The sequence below is a fragment of the Azospirillum halopraeferens DSM 3675 genome (assembly GCF_000429625.1).
GTDB classification, from domain to species: Bacteria; Pseudomonadota; Alphaproteobacteria; order Azospirillales; family Azospirillaceae; genus Azospirillum; species Azospirillum halopraeferens.
In genome coordinates this window covers 41,724-61,238 of record NZ_AUCF01000017.1, presented here as the reverse complement: position 1 = coordinate 61,238, position 19,515 = coordinate 41,724, and the positions used below count along the sequence as shown (strand labels likewise).

General features: G+C 72.2%; 16 protein-coding genes and 1 pseudogene. 9 read left to right on the top strand and 8 right to left on the bottom strand.

Annotated features, from left to right (window positions below):
- Positions 1 to 72: 72 nt before the first annotated feature.
- The 6 genes and pseudogenes from G472_RS38175 to nikE all read left to right on the top strand — a co-directional run bounded on the left by G472_RS38175 (position 73) and on the right by nikE (position 4,115).
- Positions 73 to 597 (top strand): helix-turn-helix domain-containing protein, encoded by a 525-nt coding sequence (locus G472_RS38175; protein WP_084536717.1) that lies wholly within the window; start codon positions 73 to 75, stop codon positions 595 to 597.
- A 290-nt stretch (positions 598 to 887) separates the two neighbouring features.
- A complete protein-coding gene (locus G472_RS38875; protein ID WP_156927153.1) occupies positions 888 to 1,040 on the top strand; it encodes a hypothetical protein in 153 nt (50 codons plus the stop codon).
- Positions 1,041 to 1,055: 15 nt separating this feature from the next.
- On the top strand, positions 1,056 to 2,000 hold the full coding sequence (gene nikB, locus G472_RS0117140) for a nickel ABC transporter permease subunit NikB (RefSeq protein ID WP_029009363.1): 945 nt from the start codon (positions 1,056 to 1,058) through the stop codon (positions 1,998 to 2,000).
- Entirely contained in the window at positions 1,997 to 2,707 is a 711-nt protein-coding gene (locus G472_RS33815; RefSeq protein WP_245593516.1) for an ABC transporter permease subunit, read from the top strand. Before nikB ends, G472_RS33815 begins: the two co-directional genes overlap by 4 nt.
- A gap of 52 nt (positions 2,708 to 2,759) precedes the next feature.
- Positions 2,760 to 3,309: pseudogene (locus tag G472_RS38170) on the top strand (ATP-binding cassette domain-containing protein); the annotation flags it as partial.
- Complete coding sequence (gene nikE, locus G472_RS0117125) at positions 3,306 to 4,115, top strand: nickel ABC transporter ATP-binding protein NikE (RefSeq protein ID WP_029009362.1); 810 nt, start codon at positions 3,306 to 3,308, stop codon at positions 4,113 to 4,115. The pseudogene G472_RS38170 and the gene nikE, both read left to right, overlap by 4 nt.
- On the opposite strand, the gene G472_RS33805 is transcribed toward nikE, so the two are convergent.
- Both G472_RS33805 and G472_RS33800 read right to left on the bottom strand, forming a co-directional pair.
- Positions 4,112 to 4,555 carry an NUDIX hydrolase gene (locus G472_RS33805; RefSeq protein WP_035692793.1) on the bottom strand — a complete coding sequence of 148 codons (444 nt, stop codon included), beginning with the start codon at positions 4,553 to 4,555 and terminating at the stop codon, positions 4,112 to 4,114. The genes nikE and G472_RS33805 overlap by 4 nt on opposite strands.
- Positions 4,556 to 4,600: 45 nt before the next feature.
- A complete protein-coding gene (locus G472_RS33800) occupies positions 4,601 to 5,620 on the bottom strand; it encodes a GntR family transcriptional regulator (protein ID WP_084536716.1) in 1,020 nt (339 codons plus the stop codon).
- 227 nt (positions 5,621 to 5,847) lie between these two features.
- On the opposite strand from G472_RS33800, the gene G472_RS33795 reads away from it, so the two are divergent.
- Positions 5,848 to 8,856, top strand: coding sequence for an EAL domain-containing protein (locus G472_RS33795; RefSeq protein ID WP_169732826.1), 3,009 nt, complete (start codon positions 5,848 to 5,850; stop codon positions 8,854 to 8,856).
- 324 nt (positions 8,857 to 9,180) lie between these two features.
- Here the strand turns inward: G472_RS33795 and acnB are convergent, their stop codons facing one another.
- Positions 9,181 to 11,751, bottom strand: a complete 2,571-nt coding sequence (gene acnB / locus G472_RS0117105) for a bifunctional aconitate hydratase 2/2-methylisocitrate dehydratase (RefSeq protein ID WP_029009361.1) — start codon at positions 11,749 to 11,751, stop codon at positions 9,181 to 9,183.
- A 360-nt stretch (positions 11,752 to 12,111) separates the two neighbouring features.
- Between acnB and G472_RS0117100 the strand changes: the two genes are divergently transcribed.
- Positions 12,112 to 13,098, top strand: a complete 987-nt coding sequence (locus G472_RS0117100) for a calcium/sodium antiporter (protein WP_029009360.1) — start codon at positions 12,112 to 12,114, stop codon at positions 13,096 to 13,098.
- A gap of 3 nt (positions 13,099 to 13,101) precedes the next feature.
- Here G472_RS0117100 and G472_RS33790 read toward each other — a convergent pair whose 3' ends face one another.
- The 4 genes from G472_RS33790 to G472_RS0117080 all read right to left on the bottom strand — a co-directional run bounded on the left by G472_RS33790 (position 13,102) and on the right by G472_RS0117080 (position 16,671).
- Positions 13,102 to 14,184 carry an NAD(P)/FAD-dependent oxidoreductase gene (locus G472_RS33790; protein ID WP_035692828.1) on the bottom strand — a complete coding sequence of 361 codons (1,083 nt, stop codon included), beginning with the start codon at positions 14,182 to 14,184 and terminating at the stop codon, positions 13,102 to 13,104.
- Entirely contained in the window at positions 14,181 to 14,894 is a 714-nt protein-coding gene (locus G472_RS0117090) for a methyltransferase domain-containing protein (RefSeq protein ID WP_029009359.1), read from the bottom strand. Before G472_RS0117090 ends, G472_RS33790 begins: the two co-directional genes overlap by 4 nt.
- 11 nt (positions 14,895 to 14,905) lie before the next feature.
- Positions 14,906 to 15,997 carry a type III polyketide synthase gene (locus G472_RS0117085; RefSeq protein ID WP_029009358.1) on the bottom strand — a complete coding sequence of 364 codons (1,092 nt, stop codon included), beginning with the start codon at positions 15,995 to 15,997 and terminating at the stop codon, positions 14,906 to 14,908.
- 83 nt (positions 15,998 to 16,080) lie between these two features.
- On the bottom strand, positions 16,081 to 16,671 hold the full coding sequence (locus tag G472_RS0117080; protein ID WP_051340931.1) for a superoxide dismutase family protein: 591 nt from the start codon (positions 16,669 to 16,671) through the stop codon (positions 16,081 to 16,083).
- 203 nt (positions 16,672 to 16,874) lie between these two features.
- On the opposite strand from G472_RS0117080, the gene G472_RS0117075 reads away from it, so the two are divergent.
- Positions 16,875 to 17,465, top strand: coding sequence for a hypothetical protein (locus G472_RS0117075; protein ID WP_156927150.1), 591 nt, complete (start codon positions 16,875 to 16,877; stop codon positions 17,463 to 17,465).
- Between the two features lie 22 nt (positions 17,466 to 17,487).
- On the opposite strand, the gene G472_RS0117070 is transcribed toward G472_RS0117075, so the two are convergent.
- On the bottom strand, positions 17,488 to 19,362 hold the full coding sequence (locus tag G472_RS0117070; RefSeq protein WP_029009355.1) for an ABC transporter ATP-binding protein: 1,875 nt from the start codon (positions 19,360 to 19,362) through the stop codon (positions 17,488 to 17,490).
- Positions 19,363 to 19,515: the final 153 nt, after the last annotated feature.

Here is a 19,515-nt window from a genome sequence, read left to right as displayed (position 1 = left end):
CGCGTAAGACTTTGATATTAAACAACTCTGACGCCGTTTTCGAATGGGCGTCCTTGCGTCAGGGTTCAGGCCATGAACTCTGACGTGGACAGCGATTTCCGCAAACGTGTAAACACGATCGTGGAACTGGCTGGCGGGCCGGCAGCGCTTGCGCAGAAGTCCGGTCTGTCTCGGAGCGTCATCGACAAGTACCGCGCCGGCGACTCGGACCCATCGCGACAACGATTGATCGCCCTCGCCAGCGCTGTCGGGGTCGCTCTGGAATGGTTGGCAACGGGAAAGGGGCCGATGCGGCCGGACGAGTCGGCGCCCGCCGTTCCGCCGCCGGCGATTGTTATGGCGCCCGGCCTTGATGATGAGACGTTCGGGGAGCTGTATGCCGCGATCGCCGGCCTTTATCGCGAGCGGGGCGCACGCTTGGCCGACAAGGACTTCGGTGCCCTGGTGTCGGAGAAGGCCGGAGAGATCGCCGTTACCCACACCGACCCGGCCATTCGCCGCGCGATGATCCCTCTGATCATCACCCAACTCGACAAGGAACTGCGCTCCGGCAAGGGCACCACCGCCAAAGGCAAACACTCGGCGTCAGGCTCGTGAAAGCCCCCATGGTGCCCGGCATACACCCGCATTCGTTTATGAGAATTGAACATGCCGGATACGCGCATATCGTGCATAGTCCGATATGCGCACCGCCTCCGGCTAACGACGACGGCCCTTCTGATCGTGCTCCAGCATCAATTGGCGCGGCGCGACTTTTGGCCGCCCACTCCAGGATCAAAGCAGCCCGCCCGCGCCGCCGCGTCGGTGACCGCTATCCCTCTGATTTTGGTGATGATCCCGCCATATCCCGCCCGGTCCCGCCATATCCCGCCTCACTCCAGATCAATGTGACGGGGGACACCCTGCACGACCAGGCGGTCTATCTGCCGCTGTCCTACATGACCAGCATCGCGGTGGCGCGCAGCACCATCGAGGGCGTCACCTTCGGCGCGACGAAGAACGAGATCCCCCTGGAAACCATCCGCCCCGCGGCGCGCTGACGGGGCCCGCTGACCATGGTGCGCTTCATCCTCGGGCGGCTGTTGTTGCTACCGCCCATCATGATCGGGGTGTCGCTGATGACGTTCCTGCTGCTCCGCATGGGGCAGGGGGACCCGGCCCTCGACTACCTGCGCCTGTCGCAGGTTCCGCCGACCGACGAGGCGGTGGCGGCGGCACGCCTTTACCTCGGCCTGGACCGGCCGCTGCCGGAACAGTTCCTGACCTGGCTGTGGAACGCCCTGCACCTGGATTTCGGCCTGTCGTACGTCAACCGCAGGCCGGTGCTGGACGAGCTGCTGTACTACCTGCCGGCGACGCTCCAGCTCGGCGCGGCGGCCCTGCTGCTGACGCTGGCGCTGAGCATCCCGCTGGGCATGTGGACGGCCCTGCGTCGCGACCGGCTGCCCGACCATATCGTGCGCGCCGTCGCGTTCGTCGGGGTGTCCGTGCCGAACTTCTGGCTGGGCTTCCTGCTGGTGCTGTTCTTCTCGGTGTCGCTGGGCTGGCTGCCGCCCATGGGGCGGGGCGGGGCGGAGCACCTGATCATGCCCGCCTTCGCCGCGGCGTTCATGTCGCTGTCCATCAACGCCCGCATGCTGCGCACCGGCATGCTGGAGGTGGCGGGCCAGCGCCACGTCCTGTACGCCCGCCTGCGCGGCCTGGGCGAAACGCGGGTGGTCGGCGGGCACATCGTGCGCAACGCCCTGCTGCCCATCGTCACCGCCATCGGCATGCACGTGGGTGAGCTGATCGGCGGCACCCTGGTGGTGGAGAGCATCTTCGGCTGGCCCGGGGTGGGGCGCTACGTCGTGTCGGCCATCTACAACCGCGACTATCCGGTCATCCAGTGCTTCACCCTGCTGATGACGCTGATCTTCGTGCTGTGCAACCTCGCGGTGGACATCCTGTACGCCTGGCTGGACCCGCGCATCCGCCTCTCGGGGGAGGCCGGGGCATGATGGACACGGACACCCCGGCGGGATGGGGCCGGACGCGGCCGGCGCTGTGGGACCGGATGCGGTCCGGGGTGGTCCCGGCCGGGGCCGGCCTGGCCGCGGCGCTGGTCGCGGTGGCCCTGCTGGCACCGCTGATCACCCCCCACGATCCGACCGCGGTCGATCTGGCGCGGCGCCTCCAGGGGCCGGACGCCGTCCATTGGCTGGGCACCGACCATCTCGGGCGGGACATCCTGGCGCGCCTGGTGCACGGCGCCCGCGTCTCCCTTGGGGCGGTCGCCACCGTGCTGGCGCTGGTGCTGGCGCTGGGGATCGGGGTGGGCGGCCTGGCCGGCTTCGCCGGCGGGCGGGTGGATCAGGTGATCATGCGCCTGTGCGACATCTTCCTGACCGTCCCGACCTTCGTGCTGGCCATGTTCATGGTGGGGGTGCTGGGCACCGGGCTGACCAACGTGGTGCTGGCCATCGCCCTGTCCCACTGGGCGTGGTACGCCCGCCTGGTGCGCGGCCTGGTGCTGTCCCTGCGCGAGCGCGAGCATGTGCTGGCGGCGCGGGTGGCCGGGGCGGGCCGCCTGACCGTGTTCCGGGAGCACATCCTGCCGGGCGTCATGGCCCAGCTCGTGGTGCCGGCCACCCTCGACATCGGCCACATGATGCTGCACGTGGCGGGCCTGTCCTTCCTCGGCCTGGCGGCGGAGCGCGGCACATGACCGGGCCGGCGACCCTGCGGGTGGAGGGGCTGGGGCTGGCCACCCGGCGGGCCGGCGCGGCGCCGTCACCGCCCTGGTGGGCGCCAGCGGCTCCGGCAAGTCGCTGACCTGTCTGGCGCTTCAGGGCATCCTGCCGCCGGGCGTGACCGCCACCGGCGGGCGGGTGCTGCTGGACGGCCGACCGGCTGTTCGACGACGCCCTGCACGCCGTGGGCCTGCCGGATGCGCAGCGGGTGCGCGCCCTGCATCCCTTCCTTATGAGCGGCGGCATGCTCCAGCGCGTCATGCTGGCGCTGGCGCTGGTCAGCGAGGCCCCCTTCCTGGTGGCGGACGAGCCGACCACAGACCTGGACCCGGTGGTGCAGGCGCAGGTCCTCGCCCTGATCGAGCGGCTGGCCGGCGAGCGCGGGCTGGGGGTGCTGCTGGTCACCCACGACATGGGGGTGGTGGCACGCCTGGCCGACAGCGTGGCGGTCATGGACGGCGGCCGCATCGCCGAGACCGGGCCGGTCGGGGCGCTGTTCGCGGCCCCCCGCACCGCGCCCGCCCGCGCCCTGGTGGCCGCCCACCTGGCGCTCTATCCGGGGGAGGAGCTGCGATGATCCTGCTGGCCGCCGAAGGCGTCGCGAAGACCTACCGTCCCGCCGGCCTGTTCGGCGGCCCGCCGCCGCGCCGCGTGCTGGACGACGTGACCCTGACGGTGGGCGAGGGGGAGGGGGTGGCCCTGGTGGGGGCCAGCGGCTCCGGCAAGAGCACGCTGGCCCGCCTGCTCCCGGGGCTGGAGCCGGCGGGCGAGGGGCGGGTGCTGTTCCGCGGCGCGCCCGTGGCGGGACTGCGCGGTGCCGATCTGCGCGCCTACCGGCGCGCCGTCCAGGTGGTGTTCCAGGACCCGTTCGGGGCGGTGAACCCGCGCCACCGGGTGGGCCGCATCATCTCCGAGCCGCTGCGCCACCTCACCGACCTGTCGCCGGCCGGCCGGGCCGACCGGGTGGCGGAGCTGCTGACCCTGGTCGGCCTGGCGCCGGAGGATGCCGGCAAGCTGCCGGGCCAGATGAGCGGCGGCCAGGTGCAGCGCGTCTGCATCGCCCGCGCCCTGGCGCCCGAACCGGCGCTGATCATCCTGGACGAGGCGGTGTCGAACCTGGACCTGGTGATGCAGATCCGCATCCTGGACATGCTGGCGGCGTTGCGCCGGCCGTTGGGCACGGCGTTCCTGTTCGTCACCCACGATCTGCGCCTGGTGCCGCGCCTGTGCGAGCGGGTGGTGGTGCTGGACGGCGGGCGGGTGGTCGAGGAGCGGCCGGTGACCTCCGGCCACGGCTTCACCCACCCCGCCGCCCGCCGCCTGTGGGACGCCGTGCTGCCGGCGATGCCGGTGCGCGCGGGGGCGGAGCGGGCCGCCGGTTAAGGCGGCGGCACCGCCGCGGCCGCCAGGCGGGCGACGGCGGCGACGTCCCGGCTGAGGTCCGGGGAATCGTCGGTCAGGTCGGCGAGGGAGAACCAGCGGGCCTCCAGCGCGTCGTCGCCGGCCACCGGTTCGCCCTCCAGCCAGCGGCACAGCACCGCCACCAGGATGAAATGGCGGTGCGGCGTCGGTGCGCCGCGCCATTCGAAGGCGTCCAGCGCCGTCAGCACCCGCACCGGCTCCGCCGTGACCGCGGTCTCCTCCCGCAGTTCCCGCACGGCGGCGTCGGGCAGCGCCTCGCCGAACTCCACCTTGCCGCCGGGAAACCCCCACAGCCCGGCGTCCGGCGGGTTGGCACGGCGCACCAGCAGCACCCCGTCGCCGCGGGGCACAACCGCCAGGACGGCGGCGACGGGGCGGGACGGTTCCACCGGAATCGGCATCGCTGACCCGTCCCTTTCAGGTTTCGGTGCTTCGGGGGCCGGCCATCACAGGGGCAGCGGCGCCAGGTAGCGCAGGGGCTCCAGCGTGCCGGTGCGCACCAGGCATTCGATGCGGCGCAGGGCGCGGCCGCCGGAGATGCGCAGATGCTCCTCCAGGTGCTCGGCCGCGGCACCGGGGTTGCCGGACTCCAGCGCCCGGACCACGGCCAGGTGTTCGGCGATGAAGGGGTCGGCGATGAAGCTGCCGCTGGTCGCCTCGTAGAGGACGGCGTTGGTGATCAGCAGCGCGTGGTAGTGCTGCAACGTCTCCACCAGCGTGGCGTTGTCGGCGAACGACAGCAGTTCGATGTGGAGATCCTGCTCCATCCGGTCGAGATCACGGGGCAGCGCCCGTTCCGGCCGGTCGCTCACCGCCTCCAGGTCGGCGCGCATGCGCACCAGCAGGGCGCGCGGCGCGTGCGCGGCGGCCTGGCGCAGGGCCACCGGTTCCAGCAGGCGGCGCATCTCGTACAGCTCGCCCACCCGCCCGTCGGTGAGGGCGGGCAGGTACCAGCGCGAGCCTGCGTCCTTGCGGATGATGCCCACGTGCTCCAGCCGGGCCAGCACCTCGCGGGCCACCGTGCGGCTGACGCCGTAATGGGCCGCCAGCTCCGTCTCGATGATCCGCCACCGGCCGAAGGCGGCGCGGGCCACGGTCCGGCGGGACACGTCGCGGTAGATCCCCTCCCAACTCGCGGCGGCGGTCAGCTTGCGGGGGGCCGGTTCGGCGTCGGCGGTGGCGGCGACCGGCGCGGCGGCGGTGGCGGAACCGCGGGCCGGGGGCGCGGCGACCACATAGCCGCGGCGCCCGTCGGCCCGCCGCACCAGGCCGTTGCGCTCCAGGCGGCGCAGCGCCGTGCGCACCGGCGCCCGGCTGACCCCGAACGTCTCCGCCAGCCCCAGTTCCGACAGGGTGAGTCCGGGCGCCAGCTCGCCCGCGGCGATGCGCCGCTCGATCTCGCCGACCACCTGATCGGTCAGCCGCGGGGTCCGCCCCGTCGCTACGCCCTCTGCCTCTGCGTCCATGCGTCCGTGCAGCCAGAACCGGTGGAAGGGCCAGTGTAGCGCGTGCGCCGGGGCGGCGCACCCGCTTTGGTCCCCGGCCGGACCGGGGTGGCACACCCGGGTCCGCTCCGGCTTAAGGATGACGGACCTCTATCGGGTTGACGGGGCCGCGGCAACCGAGCCCTGATGCAGCATGATCCTGAATGGTCGGCGACGCGGCGGTCCGGTCGCCGGGGAGTGGACGCACCATGCGATCCTGCCACGTCACCCGGCGGAGGGCGCCGACGGTCCCCGTCCTTTGGCCGGCCGTGCTGGCGGTGTTGTGTTTCGTGGCCCTGTGGTCGGCGCCGCTGTCCGGCGCGGTGCCCCTCGGCGCCGGGACCCGCGTCCTGATCCTCCATTCCTATCACCCGGGGTACGAGTGGACGGACCGCCAGGACGAGGGCATCCGGAGCGGCCTTCACGCCATCCGGCCCGACGCGGAGCCGGAGGTGGTGTTCCTGGACTGGAAGCGCCACCCCACCGACGCCAACCTGGACGCCCTGGAAACCCTTCTGGCGCACCGCTTCGCCGGGTCGGGCCCGGACCTGATCGTCAGCACCGACGACGCGGCCCTGGCCTTCGGCCTGCGCCTGCGCGACCGCCTGTTCGGCCCGGTGCCGCTGGTGTTCGGCGGTGTCCTGCGGCACGCCGCCATGTCCCTGATCGCCGACCGCGCCCACGTGACGGGGGTGTACGAGACGAAGGACATCGCCGGCACGGTCGCCATGGCGCTGGAGCTGAACCCCGGCTATCGCCGGCTCCACCTCATCAGCGACCGCACGGAATCCGGGCGCGGCCTGGAGCGTGAGCTTCACGACGTCCTGGACGCCATGGGTGCGACGCTGGAGCGGCATGCCCTCGGGGCGCTGCCCCTGGTGCAGCTGGCCGATCGCCTGGCCGCGCTGCCGCCCGACGGCTTCGCCCTGTTCGGCAGCTATTCGGTGGATGCCACGGGCGTCGTGCTGGCACCGGAACGGTTCGTCGAGCGGCTGAGCGAACGCAGCGCCGTGCCGCTGTTCGGGCTTCAGGAGAATCTGCTGGGCCATGGGCTCCTGGGTGGCAGCCTGTCGAGTCCCCGCGACCACGGGGACGAGGTCGGCCGCCTCGCCGGCCGCATCCTGAACGGCGCCGCGGTGACGGACCTCCCGCCGCACTTCAGCCGCGCCATCGTGCGCACCGTGGATGTTCGCCAAGCGGCGCGCTTCGGCCTGGATGCCGACCGGGTCTCCGCCCCGGTGCGAATGGTCAACGGCCCCCGCCCCTTCCTCGGGGCCGACCGCACGCTGGTCCTTGCGATGGCGGGAGTGATCGCCATGCTGAGCGCGCTGTCGGCCGGCCTGGCCCTGGAGGCGCGCCGGCGCCGGCGCACCGAGCGAGCCCTGCACGCCGCCAACACGGACCTGATGGCATCCCGGCAAAGCCTGCAGGACACCATCGCCGACCTGACCGTCGGCGAGGAGTCCCTGCGGCGCAGCGAGCAGCGTCTGCGCCTGGTGATGGAATCGGCGCGCGACATCATCTGGGACTGGGACCTCGTCAACGGCCAGCGCACGCTGTCCGGGCGCGTGCGGGAGGTGCTGGGCTATGACGCCGGCGCAATCTCCGATGCGGAGGCGTGGATGGAGGCGATTCATCCCGATGACCGCGATGCCACCGTGGCGGCGCTGCGCCGCCATCTCTCCGGGGAAGCGGCCGAGTATCGCGCGGTCTACCGCATGCGCCACCGGGACGGCCATTTTGTCTGGCTGTCGGCCAGCGGCCGGGCGTTGCCGGACGGCGAGGGCCGCCCGGTCGCCATGGCCGGATCCTACACCGACGTGACGGCGGAGCGTGAACGGGAGGACCGGCTGGACCGGCTGGCCCACTATGACCCGCTGACCGGCCTGCCGAACCGGCTGCACCTGGCCGGACATGTGGACGAGCTGCTGGCCGCCGCGAAGGCGGGCGGGTGCAAGGAATCCCTGGCGCTGCTGATGCTCGACCTGGACGGCTTCAAGTACATCAACGACTCGTTCGGCCACAAGGCGGGAGACTCCCTGCTGGTGGCGCTTGCCCGCAGGCTGCGCGGCATCGTCGGCAGCGGATTCGTGTCGCGCTCCGGCGGCGACGAGTTCGTGGCGGTGGTGCGGGGCGAGGAGGCGGTGGCGGCCGCGGAGATGGCCCGGAAGATCGAAGCGAGCTTCCGGGCGCCGTTCGCCGTCGAGGGGCAGAACTTCATCATCTCCTGCAGCATCGGCATCGCCCGCTATCCCTGGGACGGCCGCTGCTTCGACGAACTGCTGCAGAACGCCGACACGGCCATGCACTGGTCCAAGAACGCCGGACCCGGCCGGGTGTCGCAGTTCGAGCCGGACATGAACCGCCACATCGTCGACCGGCTGCGGCTGTCGAGCCGCCTGCGCACGGCGCTGGAGGAGGACGCGTTCACGCTCCACTACCAGCCCCTGGCGTCGACCGCCGATGGCCGCATCCGCGGCTTCGAGGCTCTGGTGCGCTGGACCGACAGCGTGTTGGGGGCGGTGCCGCCGGCGCGCTTCGTCCCCGTCTGCGAGGACAGCGGCATGATCATCCCGCTGGGCCTGTGGGTGCTGGAATCCGCCTGCCGCCGGGCCGTGGCTCTGGCCGCCGCGGGCGGCGACGGCCTGAAGATGAGCGTCAACGTCTCGGTGGTGCAGCTTTCGCGCGGGGATTTCGTTCCCGACGTCCTGCGCATCCTCGACGCCACCGGCCTGGCGCCGCGCAACCTTCAGCTCGAGATCACGGAATCCCTGATGATGGGCAACGTCGCCGTGGCCGTGGCCCGGCTGGAGGAGTTGAACCACCACGGCATCGCGATCGCGCTCGACGATTTCGGCACCGGCTATTCGTCGCTGACCCACCTGCGCCGGCTGCCGATCCAGACGCTGAAGCTGGACAAGGGCTTCATCGACGACGTCGCGCGTTCACCCGACGCGCACGGCATGGTGCAGACGATCACCCGCATGGCCGGCGACATGAACCGCACCGTCGTCGCCGAGGGGGTGGAGGAGGCGGCCCAGTGGGAAGCCCTGTCGCGGATCGGCTGCGACCTGATCCAGGGCTTCTTCGTCAGCCCGCCGCTCCCCGCCGATGCGCTGGACGCCTTCCTGGCCGGCTGGGAGGAGCGGCGCACCCGCCTGCCGCTGACCTCCCCTGCGGCCCGGGTCATCGACCTGGCGGGGCGCCAGGGGCGGTGAGGGGTGCCGAGGGGCGGAGCCGCGGCGCGTCCGGTTCGTCGTGGAGGCGATCAAGCGCACGATGTATGGCCGAATGCAGCGTCGATCTGCTGCGCGGTCGCGTTCTCGGTCACGCATGACGCGAACCTTGAATTCCTCACGGACGGTCGAATTCTCGTTCCGGCTGTCTTTTTTCCCTCTTCCGCAGCGCGCATAACGGGAGGGCGATAGAACCGGAACGGGATACTGTTCTGCCACACTTCGATACGGTCAAACAAAGGGCCCCCGCCGGTTTCCCGGCGGGGGCCCTTCACATCCGTCCCGAAGCGTGGTTCAGGCGGAGGTTCACACCGCCTCGGCGAACTCCGGGATCTGGTCGAAGTTCATGTAGCGGTAGACGTCGGCGGCCTTCTTGTTGACCACCTCCACCTGCGCCATGTACTCGGCCACGGTCGGGATCTTGCCCATCAGCGCGCACACCGCCGCCAGCTCGGCCGAGCCGAGGTAGACGCGGGTGTCCAGGCCCAGGCGGTTGGGGAAGTTGCGGGTCGAGGTGGACATGGCGGTCGAACCCTTGCGGATCTGCGCCTGGTTGCCCATGCACAGGCTACAGCCCGGCATCTCCATGCGCGCACCGGACTTGCCGAGGACGCTGTAATAGCCCTCCTCGTTCAGGATCATCGCGTCCATCTTGGTGGGCGGGGCGATCCACAGGCGGGTGGGGATGTCGGACTTGCCCTCCAGCACCTTGCCGGCGGCGCGGAAGTGGCCGATGTTGGTCATGCACGAGCCGATGAACACCTCGTCGATGGTGTCCCCGGCCACCTCCGACAGGACCTTCACGTCGTCCGGGTCGTTCGGGCAGGCGACGATCGGCTCCTTGATGTCGGCCAGGTCGATCTCGATCACCGCGGCGTACTCGGCGTCGGCGTCCGGCTCCAGCAGCGCCGGGTCGGCGATCCACTGCTCCATCGACGCGATGCGGCGCTGCAGCGTGCGGGCGTCCTGATAGTCGTTGGCGATCATCCACTTCATGAGCGCGATGTTCGAGCGCATGTACTCGATGATCGGGTCCTTGCTCAGGCGCACCGTGCAGCCCGCCGCCGACCGCTCGGCCGAGGCGTCGGACAGCTCGAACGCCTGCTCCACCTTCAGGTCGGGCAGACCCTCGATCTCCAGGATGCGGCCGGAGAAGATGTTCTTCTTGCCCTTCTTCTCCACCGTCAGCAGGCCCTGGCGGATGGCGTAGAGGGGGATGGCGTTGACCAGGTCACGCAGGGTGACGCCCGGCTGCATGGTGCCCTTGAAGCGCACCAGCACGCTCTCCGGCATGTCCAGGGGCATGACGCCGGTGGCCGCGGCGAAGGCGACCAGGCCCGAGCCGGCCGGGAACGAGATGCCGATGGGGAAGCGGGTGTGGCTGTCGCCGCCCGTGCCCACGGTGTCGGGCAGCAGCAGGCGGTTCAGCCAGGAGTGGATGACGCCGTCGCCCGGCCGCAGGCTGACGCCGCCGCGGGTGGCGATGAACGCCGGCAGCTCCTTGTGCATCTTCACGTCCACCAGCTTCGGGTAGGCGGCCGTGTGGCAGAAGGACTGCATGACCAGGTCTGCCGAGAAGCCCAGGCAGGCCAGGTCCTTCAGCTCGTCGCGGGTCATCGGGCCGGTGGTGTCCTGCGACCCCACCGTGGTCATCTTCGGCTCGCAATAGGTGCCGGGGCGGACGCCCTTGCCCTCGGGCAGGCCGCAGGCGCGCCCGACCATCTTCTGCGCCAGGGAATAGCCCTTGCCGGTGTCGGCCGGGGCGGCCGGCTGGCGGAACAGGGTGGAGGCGGGCAGGCCCAGCGCCTCGCGGGCGCGGGCGGTCAGGCCGCGGCCGATGATCAGCGGGATGCGGCCGCCGGCGCGCACCTCGTCGAAGATCACGTCGGACTTCACGGTGAACTCGGCGATGACCTTGCCGTCCTTCAGCGCCTTGCCCTCATAGGGGCGCAGCTCCACCGTGTCGCCCATCTCCATCTGCGAGACGTCCAGCTCGATCGGCAGGGCGCCGGCGTCTTCCATGGTGTTGTAGAAGATGGGAGCGATCTTGGAGCCCAGGCAGACGCCGCCGAAGCGCTTGTTGGGCACGAACGGAATGTCCTCGCCCGTCCACCACAGGACCGAGTTGGTGGCCGACTTGCGCGACGAGCCGGTGCCGACCACGTCGCCGACATAAGCCACCAGGTGGCCGCGCGCCTTCAGGTCCTGGAGGAGCTTCACCGGGCCGCGGGTGCCCGGCTGCTCCGGCTCGATGCCCGGACGCGGGTTCTTCAGCATGGCCAGGGCGTGCAGCGGGATGTCCGGGCGTGACCAGGCGTCGGGGGCCGGCGAGAGATCGTCGGTGTTGGTCTCGCCCGACACCTTGAAGATGGTCAGGGTCAGGCTCTCCGGCACCTCGGGGCGCGCGGTGAACCACTCCGCGTCGGCCCACGACCGCAGCACCGCCGCGGCGTTGGCGTTGCCCTTGTCGGCCAGCGCCTTGACGTCGTGGAAGTAGTCGAACATCAGAAGGGTCTTCTTCAGCCCCTCGGCGGCGGCGGCGCCGCACTCCGCATCCGACAGCAATTCGATCAGCGGCGTGATGTTGTAGCCGCCCAGCATGGTCCCCAGCAGCTCCGTCGCCTTGACGCGCGAGAGCAGCGGGCAGACCTCCGTCCCCTCGGCCACGGCGGCCAGGTAGGACGCCTTGACCTTCGCCGCGTCGTCGACGCCGGCCGGGACGCGGTGGGTGATGAGGTCGACCGGAACCTCCTCCTCGCCCGCCGGCGGCGACTTCAGCAGGCCGATCAGCTCCTCGGTCTGCTTGGCGGTCAGCGGGAGGGGCGGAATACCGAGCGCCGCGCGCTCGGCGGCATGCTGCCGGTAGGCTTCAAGCACGGTGGAACCTCATCTTATGGGTTGCTGGACGACAGGCTTCCCGGCGCACGCCCGCTCCGGCGGCCGTGCGAACGGCTTCCGGTGCCGGGACTCTTCGGGCATGCGACGACGTCACGTCGGGGTGCCTTCATCCACCGGAAGCTCCACCCCCTCGTTCGGGCAGGTGTTATAGCCCCGCAGCGCAGAGTCGGCAAGCGGCGGGCGTGCGCTGCGGCATCGCGCGCCGGTGGCGTTTTTGCATGGTATGACCGGTTCAGCACGTGTCCCGGCCGCTGCTGCACCGCATCATCGGCCTTGCTTAGGCCAATGCCTTCGGATACCGCTTGACCGCACGAGCGGCGGTCCTTCCGGAGGCTTTGCGTGACCATTGTCGAGCTGTGTGCCGGTCTCCTGCTGCTGCTGGGCGGCGGCGAGGCGCTGGTGAAGGGGAGCGTGGCGGTGGCCACGCGGATGGGGGTGTCGCCGCTGCTGATCGGACTGACGCTGGTCGGGTTCGGCACCTCCACGCCGGAGCTGATGACCAGCCTGCGGGCGGCGCAGCTCGGCTCGCCGGGCATCGCCGTGGGCAACGTGGTCGGGTCCAACATCGCCAACGTCCTGCTGATCCTCGGCATCGGCGCGCTGCTTTTGCCCATCGTCACGACCAGGGAGGCGTTCCGCCGCGACGGCTCGGTGCTGGTCGGGTCCGGCGTGCTGCTGGTGGCCGTGGTGCTGCTGGCGGGCACGATGGAGCGCTGGACCGGCGCCGTCTTCCTGGTGCTGCTGCTCGCCTACACCGTCCACACCTACCGGACGGAGCGGCTGCCGGCCGGCGGGCCGGACGCCGGCGGGGACGGGGCCGCGGGGACGCCCCCTGAATCGCCGCCCGGCATGGGTGTGGTGCCGGCCGTCCTCCTGGCGGTGGCCGGCATCGCCGCGGTGGTCTACGGGGCCGACCTGCTGGTGGGGGCGTCGCTGGTGCTGGCGCGCGCCGCCGGCCTGTCGGAGGCGGTGATCGGCCTGACCCTGGTGGCGGTCGGCACCTCGCTGCCCGAACTGGTGACCACGGTCACCGCCGCCATCCGCCGCCAGGGCGACGTCGCCTTCGGCAACGTGGTGGGGTCGACCATCTTCAACACCTTCGGCATCCTCGGCGTCACCGCGGTCGTGCAGCCGATCCCGGTGCCGGCGGAGATCGTCCTGTTCGACATCTGGGTGATGCTGGCCGCCGCCCTGCTGCTGGCCGTCTTCGCCACGACCGGCTGGCGGATCAACCGCTGGGAGGGGGTGGCCTTCCTGGCGGGCTACGCCGCCTACCTCGTGGTCCAGATCGTGCCGGCGGCGCGGAGCGCGGTCGGGCTTCCCTGACGCTCACCCGGCGACCCGGGTGTGCCGCGCCACCCAGCGCGCCGGACCCGGCCACAGGGACAGGGCGGCGACGGCCAGCCCGGCCAGCCGCGGCGCCCGCAGCAGCCGCGCCGCACCCCGGGCCAGGCCGACCTGGCGGGCGTAGGGGGCGCCGTCGCCGGCTGGCCGGCCGCTTGCCACCGCGGCGGCGGCACGACGGGCGGAATCCAGCGCGATGGCCATGCCGTCGCCGCAGAAGCTGGGTATGACCGCAAGCTGATCGCCCACCCGGTGCAGCACCGCCGGCCCGCCGTCCCGGTGCACCCAGCCGTAGGGCAGCCCGGCCACCGCCAGGGGACGGGGCCAGCAGGGGGTGCCCCCGGCCAGCCGCTCGGCCAGCCGCGGCGAGCCGGCGCCGGCGTGGGCCAGCAGCGCCCCCCAGTCTCGGCCGAGGCGGGCGTAGGTGGCCGCTTCCACCACCAGGCACAGGTTGGCGCGGCCCTGCGCGGCCGGTTGCAGGCCGGCGTAGCCGCCGTCGAACAGGTGCACCTCCACATGCCCGTCCAGCGCCCGGTCCGGCCCCGGAGCCAGCCGCCAATGCTGTTTGAAGCCGATGACGGCGGCGGCCGGGGGCGGGCGGCGGTGGCCGTGCAGGTCGTGCTTGCCGGTGGCCAGCACCGCCGCGTCCGCCGTCACCGCCCCGTCGCCGAGAAGGGCGCGCACCCCCGCCCCGTCGGCCGTCAGGCGCCGCACCGCGGCCCCGCGGCGGACCTCGGCGCCGTGCCGGCGCGCGGCGGCCAGCAGGGCCTCGTCCAGGACGTCGCGGCCGACCGACAGGGCGGGAAAGGGCAGGGCGGCAACGGCCTCGGCACCGCCGCGAACAAGGCGCAGGCACTCCACCGGCCGGGCGCCCGCGGCGGCGGGATCGACGCCCAGCCCGCGCACCAGCGCCACCGCCTCGCCGCTGAGGAACTCGCCGCACACCTTCTGGTGCGGCCCGGCGGTGCGTTCGGCCAGCAGGACGCGCCGGCCTGCCGCGGCCAGCCACGCCGCCGCCGCGGCCCCGGCCGGCCCGCCACCGACCACCAGAACCTCGGTCCCCGTCACCGGATGCGGCCGACGCACAGGCGGAAGGGTGCGAACCACTCCACCCGGGCCACCCCCTCCAGGCCGGCCTCGGCCAGCAGCCGCAGCCAGTCGGCCCGGGTGAAAGCGCGCGCCACCGACACCGGGGCGTCGTGGACCACCAGCCGGCTGACCGGCAGCACCGCCACCGCCGCGCGCACCGCCGCAAGGGGCACCGCATGACGGTGCAGGTCGTTGATGAACCAGCCGAGCCGCGCCCGCCCCTCCATCCAGCGCAGGAAGGCGACCACCTGCGCGTCGTCCAGGTGGTGGGCGAACAGGGAACTGATGATCACGTCCGGCCGCTCCTCCTCCGGCAGGGCGAAGAGGTCGGCGGTCAGCCAGCGGATCGGCGGGCCGTCCGGCGCCGCCTCGCGCGCCGCCCGGGCGGACCAGGGGTTGCGGTCGACGCCGGTCAGCTCCACCGCCACACCGCGCCGTGCCGCCCGGGCGGCGATGCGGCGCAGCATGTCGCCGTGCCCGGCCCCGGCGTCCAGCACCCGCAGGGGCCGCTCCGCGCCGTGCCGCGCCGCGACCCGGTCCAGCCAGCGCAGGGTCGGGCGGTAGGCGCCGGTCGCCCGGTTGATCGCCTCCAGGTGCCGCAGGCAGGTGCGGAACTCGGCGTAGTCCACCGGCAGGGTGTCCATCAGCTCCGGCACCAGCCGGCGCCGCGGCAGGTCGAGGAAGGCCATGGCGGCGCCCCTCAGGCCGCCATGCGGAAGGTCATGGTCTCGGCCGTCAGCCCCGGCCCGAAGGCCATGGCGCAGCCGAGCCCGTTGTCGCCGATGCCCGTGGCGGTGAAGCGGTCGAGCATCCGCTTCAGCACGAACATCACGGTGGCCGAGGACATGTTGCCGAACTCGCGCAGCACGGCGCGGGAATCGGCCAGCCGCTCGCCGTCCAGGCCGGCCGCCTGCTCCACCGCGTCCAGGATGGTGCGCCCGCCGGGATGCACCGCCCACAGCTCCACGTCGTCCGCCCCGCGGCCGTCGAGGATGTCCGGCAGAGCCCCCGGCAGGCCGCCGGCGAGTGCCGCCGGCACGGTGCCCGACAGGTGCATGTCGAACCCCCCGTCGCCGATGCGCCAGGTGATCAGGTCGGCGCTGCCGGGAATGACCACGGCGCGGAAGCGGTCCAGGGCGATCCCGTGCGGCTCCGCCGTCACCAGCCCGGCCGACGCGCCGTCGCCGAAGATCAGGAAGCTCAGCACCGTCTCCAGGTCCGGGCTTTCCCGGAGGTGGAGCGTGCACAACTCCGCGTTCACCATCAGCACCCGCGCCGCGGGCTCGGAGCGGACGATGTGGCGGGCCAGCTTCAGCGCGTTCATGGCGGCGTAGCACCCCATGAATCCCACCACCGTGCGCTCGACACCGGGATCGAGTCCCAGCCGTTCCGCCAGTTGCAGGTCGAGCCCCGGCGCGTAGAAGCCCGTGCAGGTGGCGACGATCAGATGGGTGATCCCGGCCCGCTCCCCGGGGTCCAGGTTCAGCCCGGCGACCGCCTCCAGCGCCAGGGCGGGGGCGTGCTCCTCGAAGGCGCGCATGCGGGCGGCGGTGCCGGGAAAGGCGCCGAGGCGGTAGAAGCCGTCGCGGTCGAAAGCCCTGCCGTCGCCGTGGCCGGCGCCGCCCGGTGCGAACACCGACCGGCGCCGCTCGATCCCGCAACGCTCCGCCATGCGCGCGAACAGGCGGCGCGCCCGCGGGTCCGGCAGCAGCGCCCCGGCCATCCCCATGAAGGTGGCGTGGATGTCGTGGGGCGGGACCGCGGTCCCGATGCGGTTGAGGAAGGCGGCCATGTCCGGCTCCGCTTGGTGGTCACGCCGGAGGCAACGCGCGGCGGGCGGGGAAGGTCCCCGCGTCGCCGCGTGGCCGCCCGTCACTACGGCTGCGTCGTGCGCAGGATGACGCCGCAGGCGATGCGGTCGCCGGAGGCGCCGGCGGGATCGGTGCGGTAGTCGTCGGGGCCGGAGTGCAGGACCAGCGCCGTGCCGCCCTCCGGGAACAGGGTGTTGGCGCCGGTGCCGAGGCTCACCCGGTCGGTCAGGATGTCGGCGCCGGCCTCGCCGTTGGAGGCGGCGAAGAGGTTGGGCAGGTCGCCCGCGTGGACCCCCCCCGGCGCCATGTAGCCGTGGGCGCGGCCGTCGGGGTTGTAATGACCGCCGGCGGACCGGAAGTCGGGCGGTTCGCACGCACCCCGTTCGTGGATGTGCAGCCCGTGCATGCCCGGCGGCACGTTCTGCAAGCGGATCTGGATCAGCACGCCGGCGGGCGTCTCGACGAACGCGGCGGTGCCCAGGCGCGCGCCGTCGGGTCCGGCCAGCTCGGCGGTGGCGAAGGCCTGGCCGGCGGGCGCTTCGGGCAGCGGGCCGGGGATCGAGGGGCCCTGGCCTTGCATCGTCGCCTGCGCCGCGGCGCCGGAGGCCAGGGCCGGGCAGAGCAGCAGGGCGGTGGCGAACAGGGCGTGTCTCATGGGTCGTCTCCCGGTTGATTGTGAGGACACCAGACCAACCGCCCTGCCGCGCCGGCGTTGCGCGGCGCGGTCCGGGTGGCACCGATGGCGGGGACCGACGGCACCTTTCCGGCGCTGGCGTGTTTCCTTCCGAAGCTGAGCCGCGTCCGTGACGCCCGGACCGGGCGGCCGCGGGTACGGCACTGAACACCGGGGGATAGTCAATGGTTGCATCGATGCGCGTGCCGGCGGTCGCCCTGCTGGCGGGACTCGCCTTCACCGGCCCCGCCGCGGCCGAACCGATGACCGTGGAGCCCGAGGACAGCGGCTTCGCGGTGTCCGTCATCGGCGCCAAGGAAGGCATGGATCCCGACGCCTTCGCCCGTACGGTGGTCGGCTATCTGCCGCCGGAGCTGCTGGACGGGACGCGGAATTTCACGTCGGACGAACTGTTCGACCGACAGAGAAACTACCGCATCGTCATCGCCTTTCACGACGCGGAGGTGCCGGTGACGCCGGACCTCTGCCGTCCCGACGCCGAGGCTCTGCAAATGGCCGAGCAGGCCAATCCCGACTATGAGGGGCTGGCGTCGGCGCTCGGCGTCGCGGCGGCCCTGTGCGAAGGGGAACAGGCGCTCAGCACCAGCACCAACCGGTCGGTCGGGCGCGTGCAGCCCGAGGACCTGTCCTTCGGATTCCTGGTGTCGGATACCGTGAAGGACCTGTTCCCCGACGGCTTCGCCGCCCTGCCGCGCGGCCGCGGCGACACGGAGCGCGCCTTCGGGAGCACCGTCGGTCCGGCCACCCCGAACTGACCGGGGCCGCACCGCCCGCCGCTCAGGCGGTGCGGCGGGCGGTCGTGCCGTCGGCCGCGTCGTCGCCGGCCAGATCGAGGAAGCCGCCGGACTGGCGCCGCCACAGCCGGGCGTACAGGCCGTTGCGGGCGACCAGTTCCGCGTGGGTGCCTTCCTCGACGATGCGGCCGTGGTCCATCACCACCAGCCGGTCCATGGCGGCGATGGTGGACAGGCGGTGGGCGATGGCGATGACGGTCTTGCCGCGCATGAGGTTGGCGAGCTGGCCCTGAATGGCCGCCTCCACCTCCGAATCCAGGGCCGAGGTCGCCTCGTCGAGGATCAGGATGGGGGCGTCCTTCAGGATGACACGGGCGATGGCGATGCGCTGGCGCTGCCCGCCCGACAGCTTGACCCCCCGCTCCCCCACCAGCACGTCGTAGCCGGTGCGCCCCCGGGCGTCGCGCAGGGATTCGATGAAGCCCGCGGCCTCCGCCAGCTCGGCGGAGCGGATCATCTCCTCGTCGGTGGTGACGGGACGGCCGTAGCGGATGTTGTCGGCGATGGAGCGGTGCAGCAGTGCCGTGTCCTGGGTGACCATGCCGATGCGGGCGCGCAGGCTGGCCTGGGTCACCCCGGCGATGTCCTGATCGTCGATCAGGATGCGCCCGCCCTCCAGGTCGTAGAAGCGCAGCAGCAGGTTGACCAGCGTCGACTTGCCGGCGCCCGACCGGCCGACCAGCCCGACCTTCTCGCCCGGCCGGATGTCCAGGCTGAGGTTGTCGATGACGCCGCTCTCCCGGCCGTAATGGAAGCTGACGTTTTCGAAGCGGATGGCGCCGCGGCGGACCTCCAGCTCCGCCGCACCCGGCGCGTCGGTCACCGCGTGCGGGCGGGCGATGGTCTCCATGCCGTTCTGCACCGTGCCCACGTTTTCGAAAAGGGCGGTGACGGTGCGCAGGATCCAGCCCGACATCTGGGTCAGGCGGATGATCAGACCGGTCGCCATGGCGATGGTGCCGGCGGTGACGGCGCCCGCCAGCCACAGCCACACCGCCAGCCCCACGGTGACCACCAGCAGCACGCCGTTGATGACGGTCAGCGTCACCGTCATGTCGAAGATGGCGCGGGTCAGGGTGCGGTAGGCGTCCAGGTGGCGGGACAGGCCGGCGTGGACGAAGGCGTCCTCCCGCTCCGCGTGGGCGAACAGCTTGACCGACAGGATGTTGGTGTAGCTGTCGACGACCCGCCCCGACAGGGACGAGGTGGCCTCCGACAGGGCGGCGGACTTGCGCCGAACCGGCGGGACCATCCGGGCGATCACCACGGCGTAGGCCGCCGTCCAGGCCAGGACGGGCAGCAGCAGGCGCCAGTCCAGCGCCGCGAACAGCGCCACCGTGCCGAGCAGGAAGGTGATGAGGAACCACACCCCGTCGATGACGTTGACCACCGATTCGCGCACCGCCGGCCCGGTCTGCATGACCTTCTGCGCCACCCGCCCGGCGAAGTCGTTCTGGAAGAACGACAGGCTCTGGCGCAGCACCCAGCGGTAGTTGTGCCAGCGCACCTCGTCGGTCAGCGCCGGCACCAGCGTCAGGTTGACCAGCCCGCGCGACGCCACCACCAGGGCCGGCCGGATGATCAGGGCGAACACGGCCATACCCGCCAGCGCCCAGCCGTACGTGTCGAGGAAGCCGTCCGGTCCCGCCGTGCTCATCCAGTCCACCAGCACGCCGAGGAAGGCGTACAGCACCAGCTCGGACACGGACGCCAGTCCGGCCACGATCAGCGTGACGATCAGAAGGCCGCGGACCGGCCGCAGATGGTGGTCGTAGAAGGCGGCCGTCCCCGACGGCGGCCGGACGACGGCGGCGGACGGGGCGAGGGCCTGGAACAGGCGTTCGAAGAAGGCGTGCATGAACGGTCCGGAAGGCGACGGGCGGGGATACCGGCGGCGGGGGCGACGGCAAGGGGGTGCGACACCTCAACGCGTCCGGCGGGGGATGGATCCATGGGGCTACCGCACAATATGGGTCGCCACCGGCACCGGGACACCGGCAGGGGTTGCGGG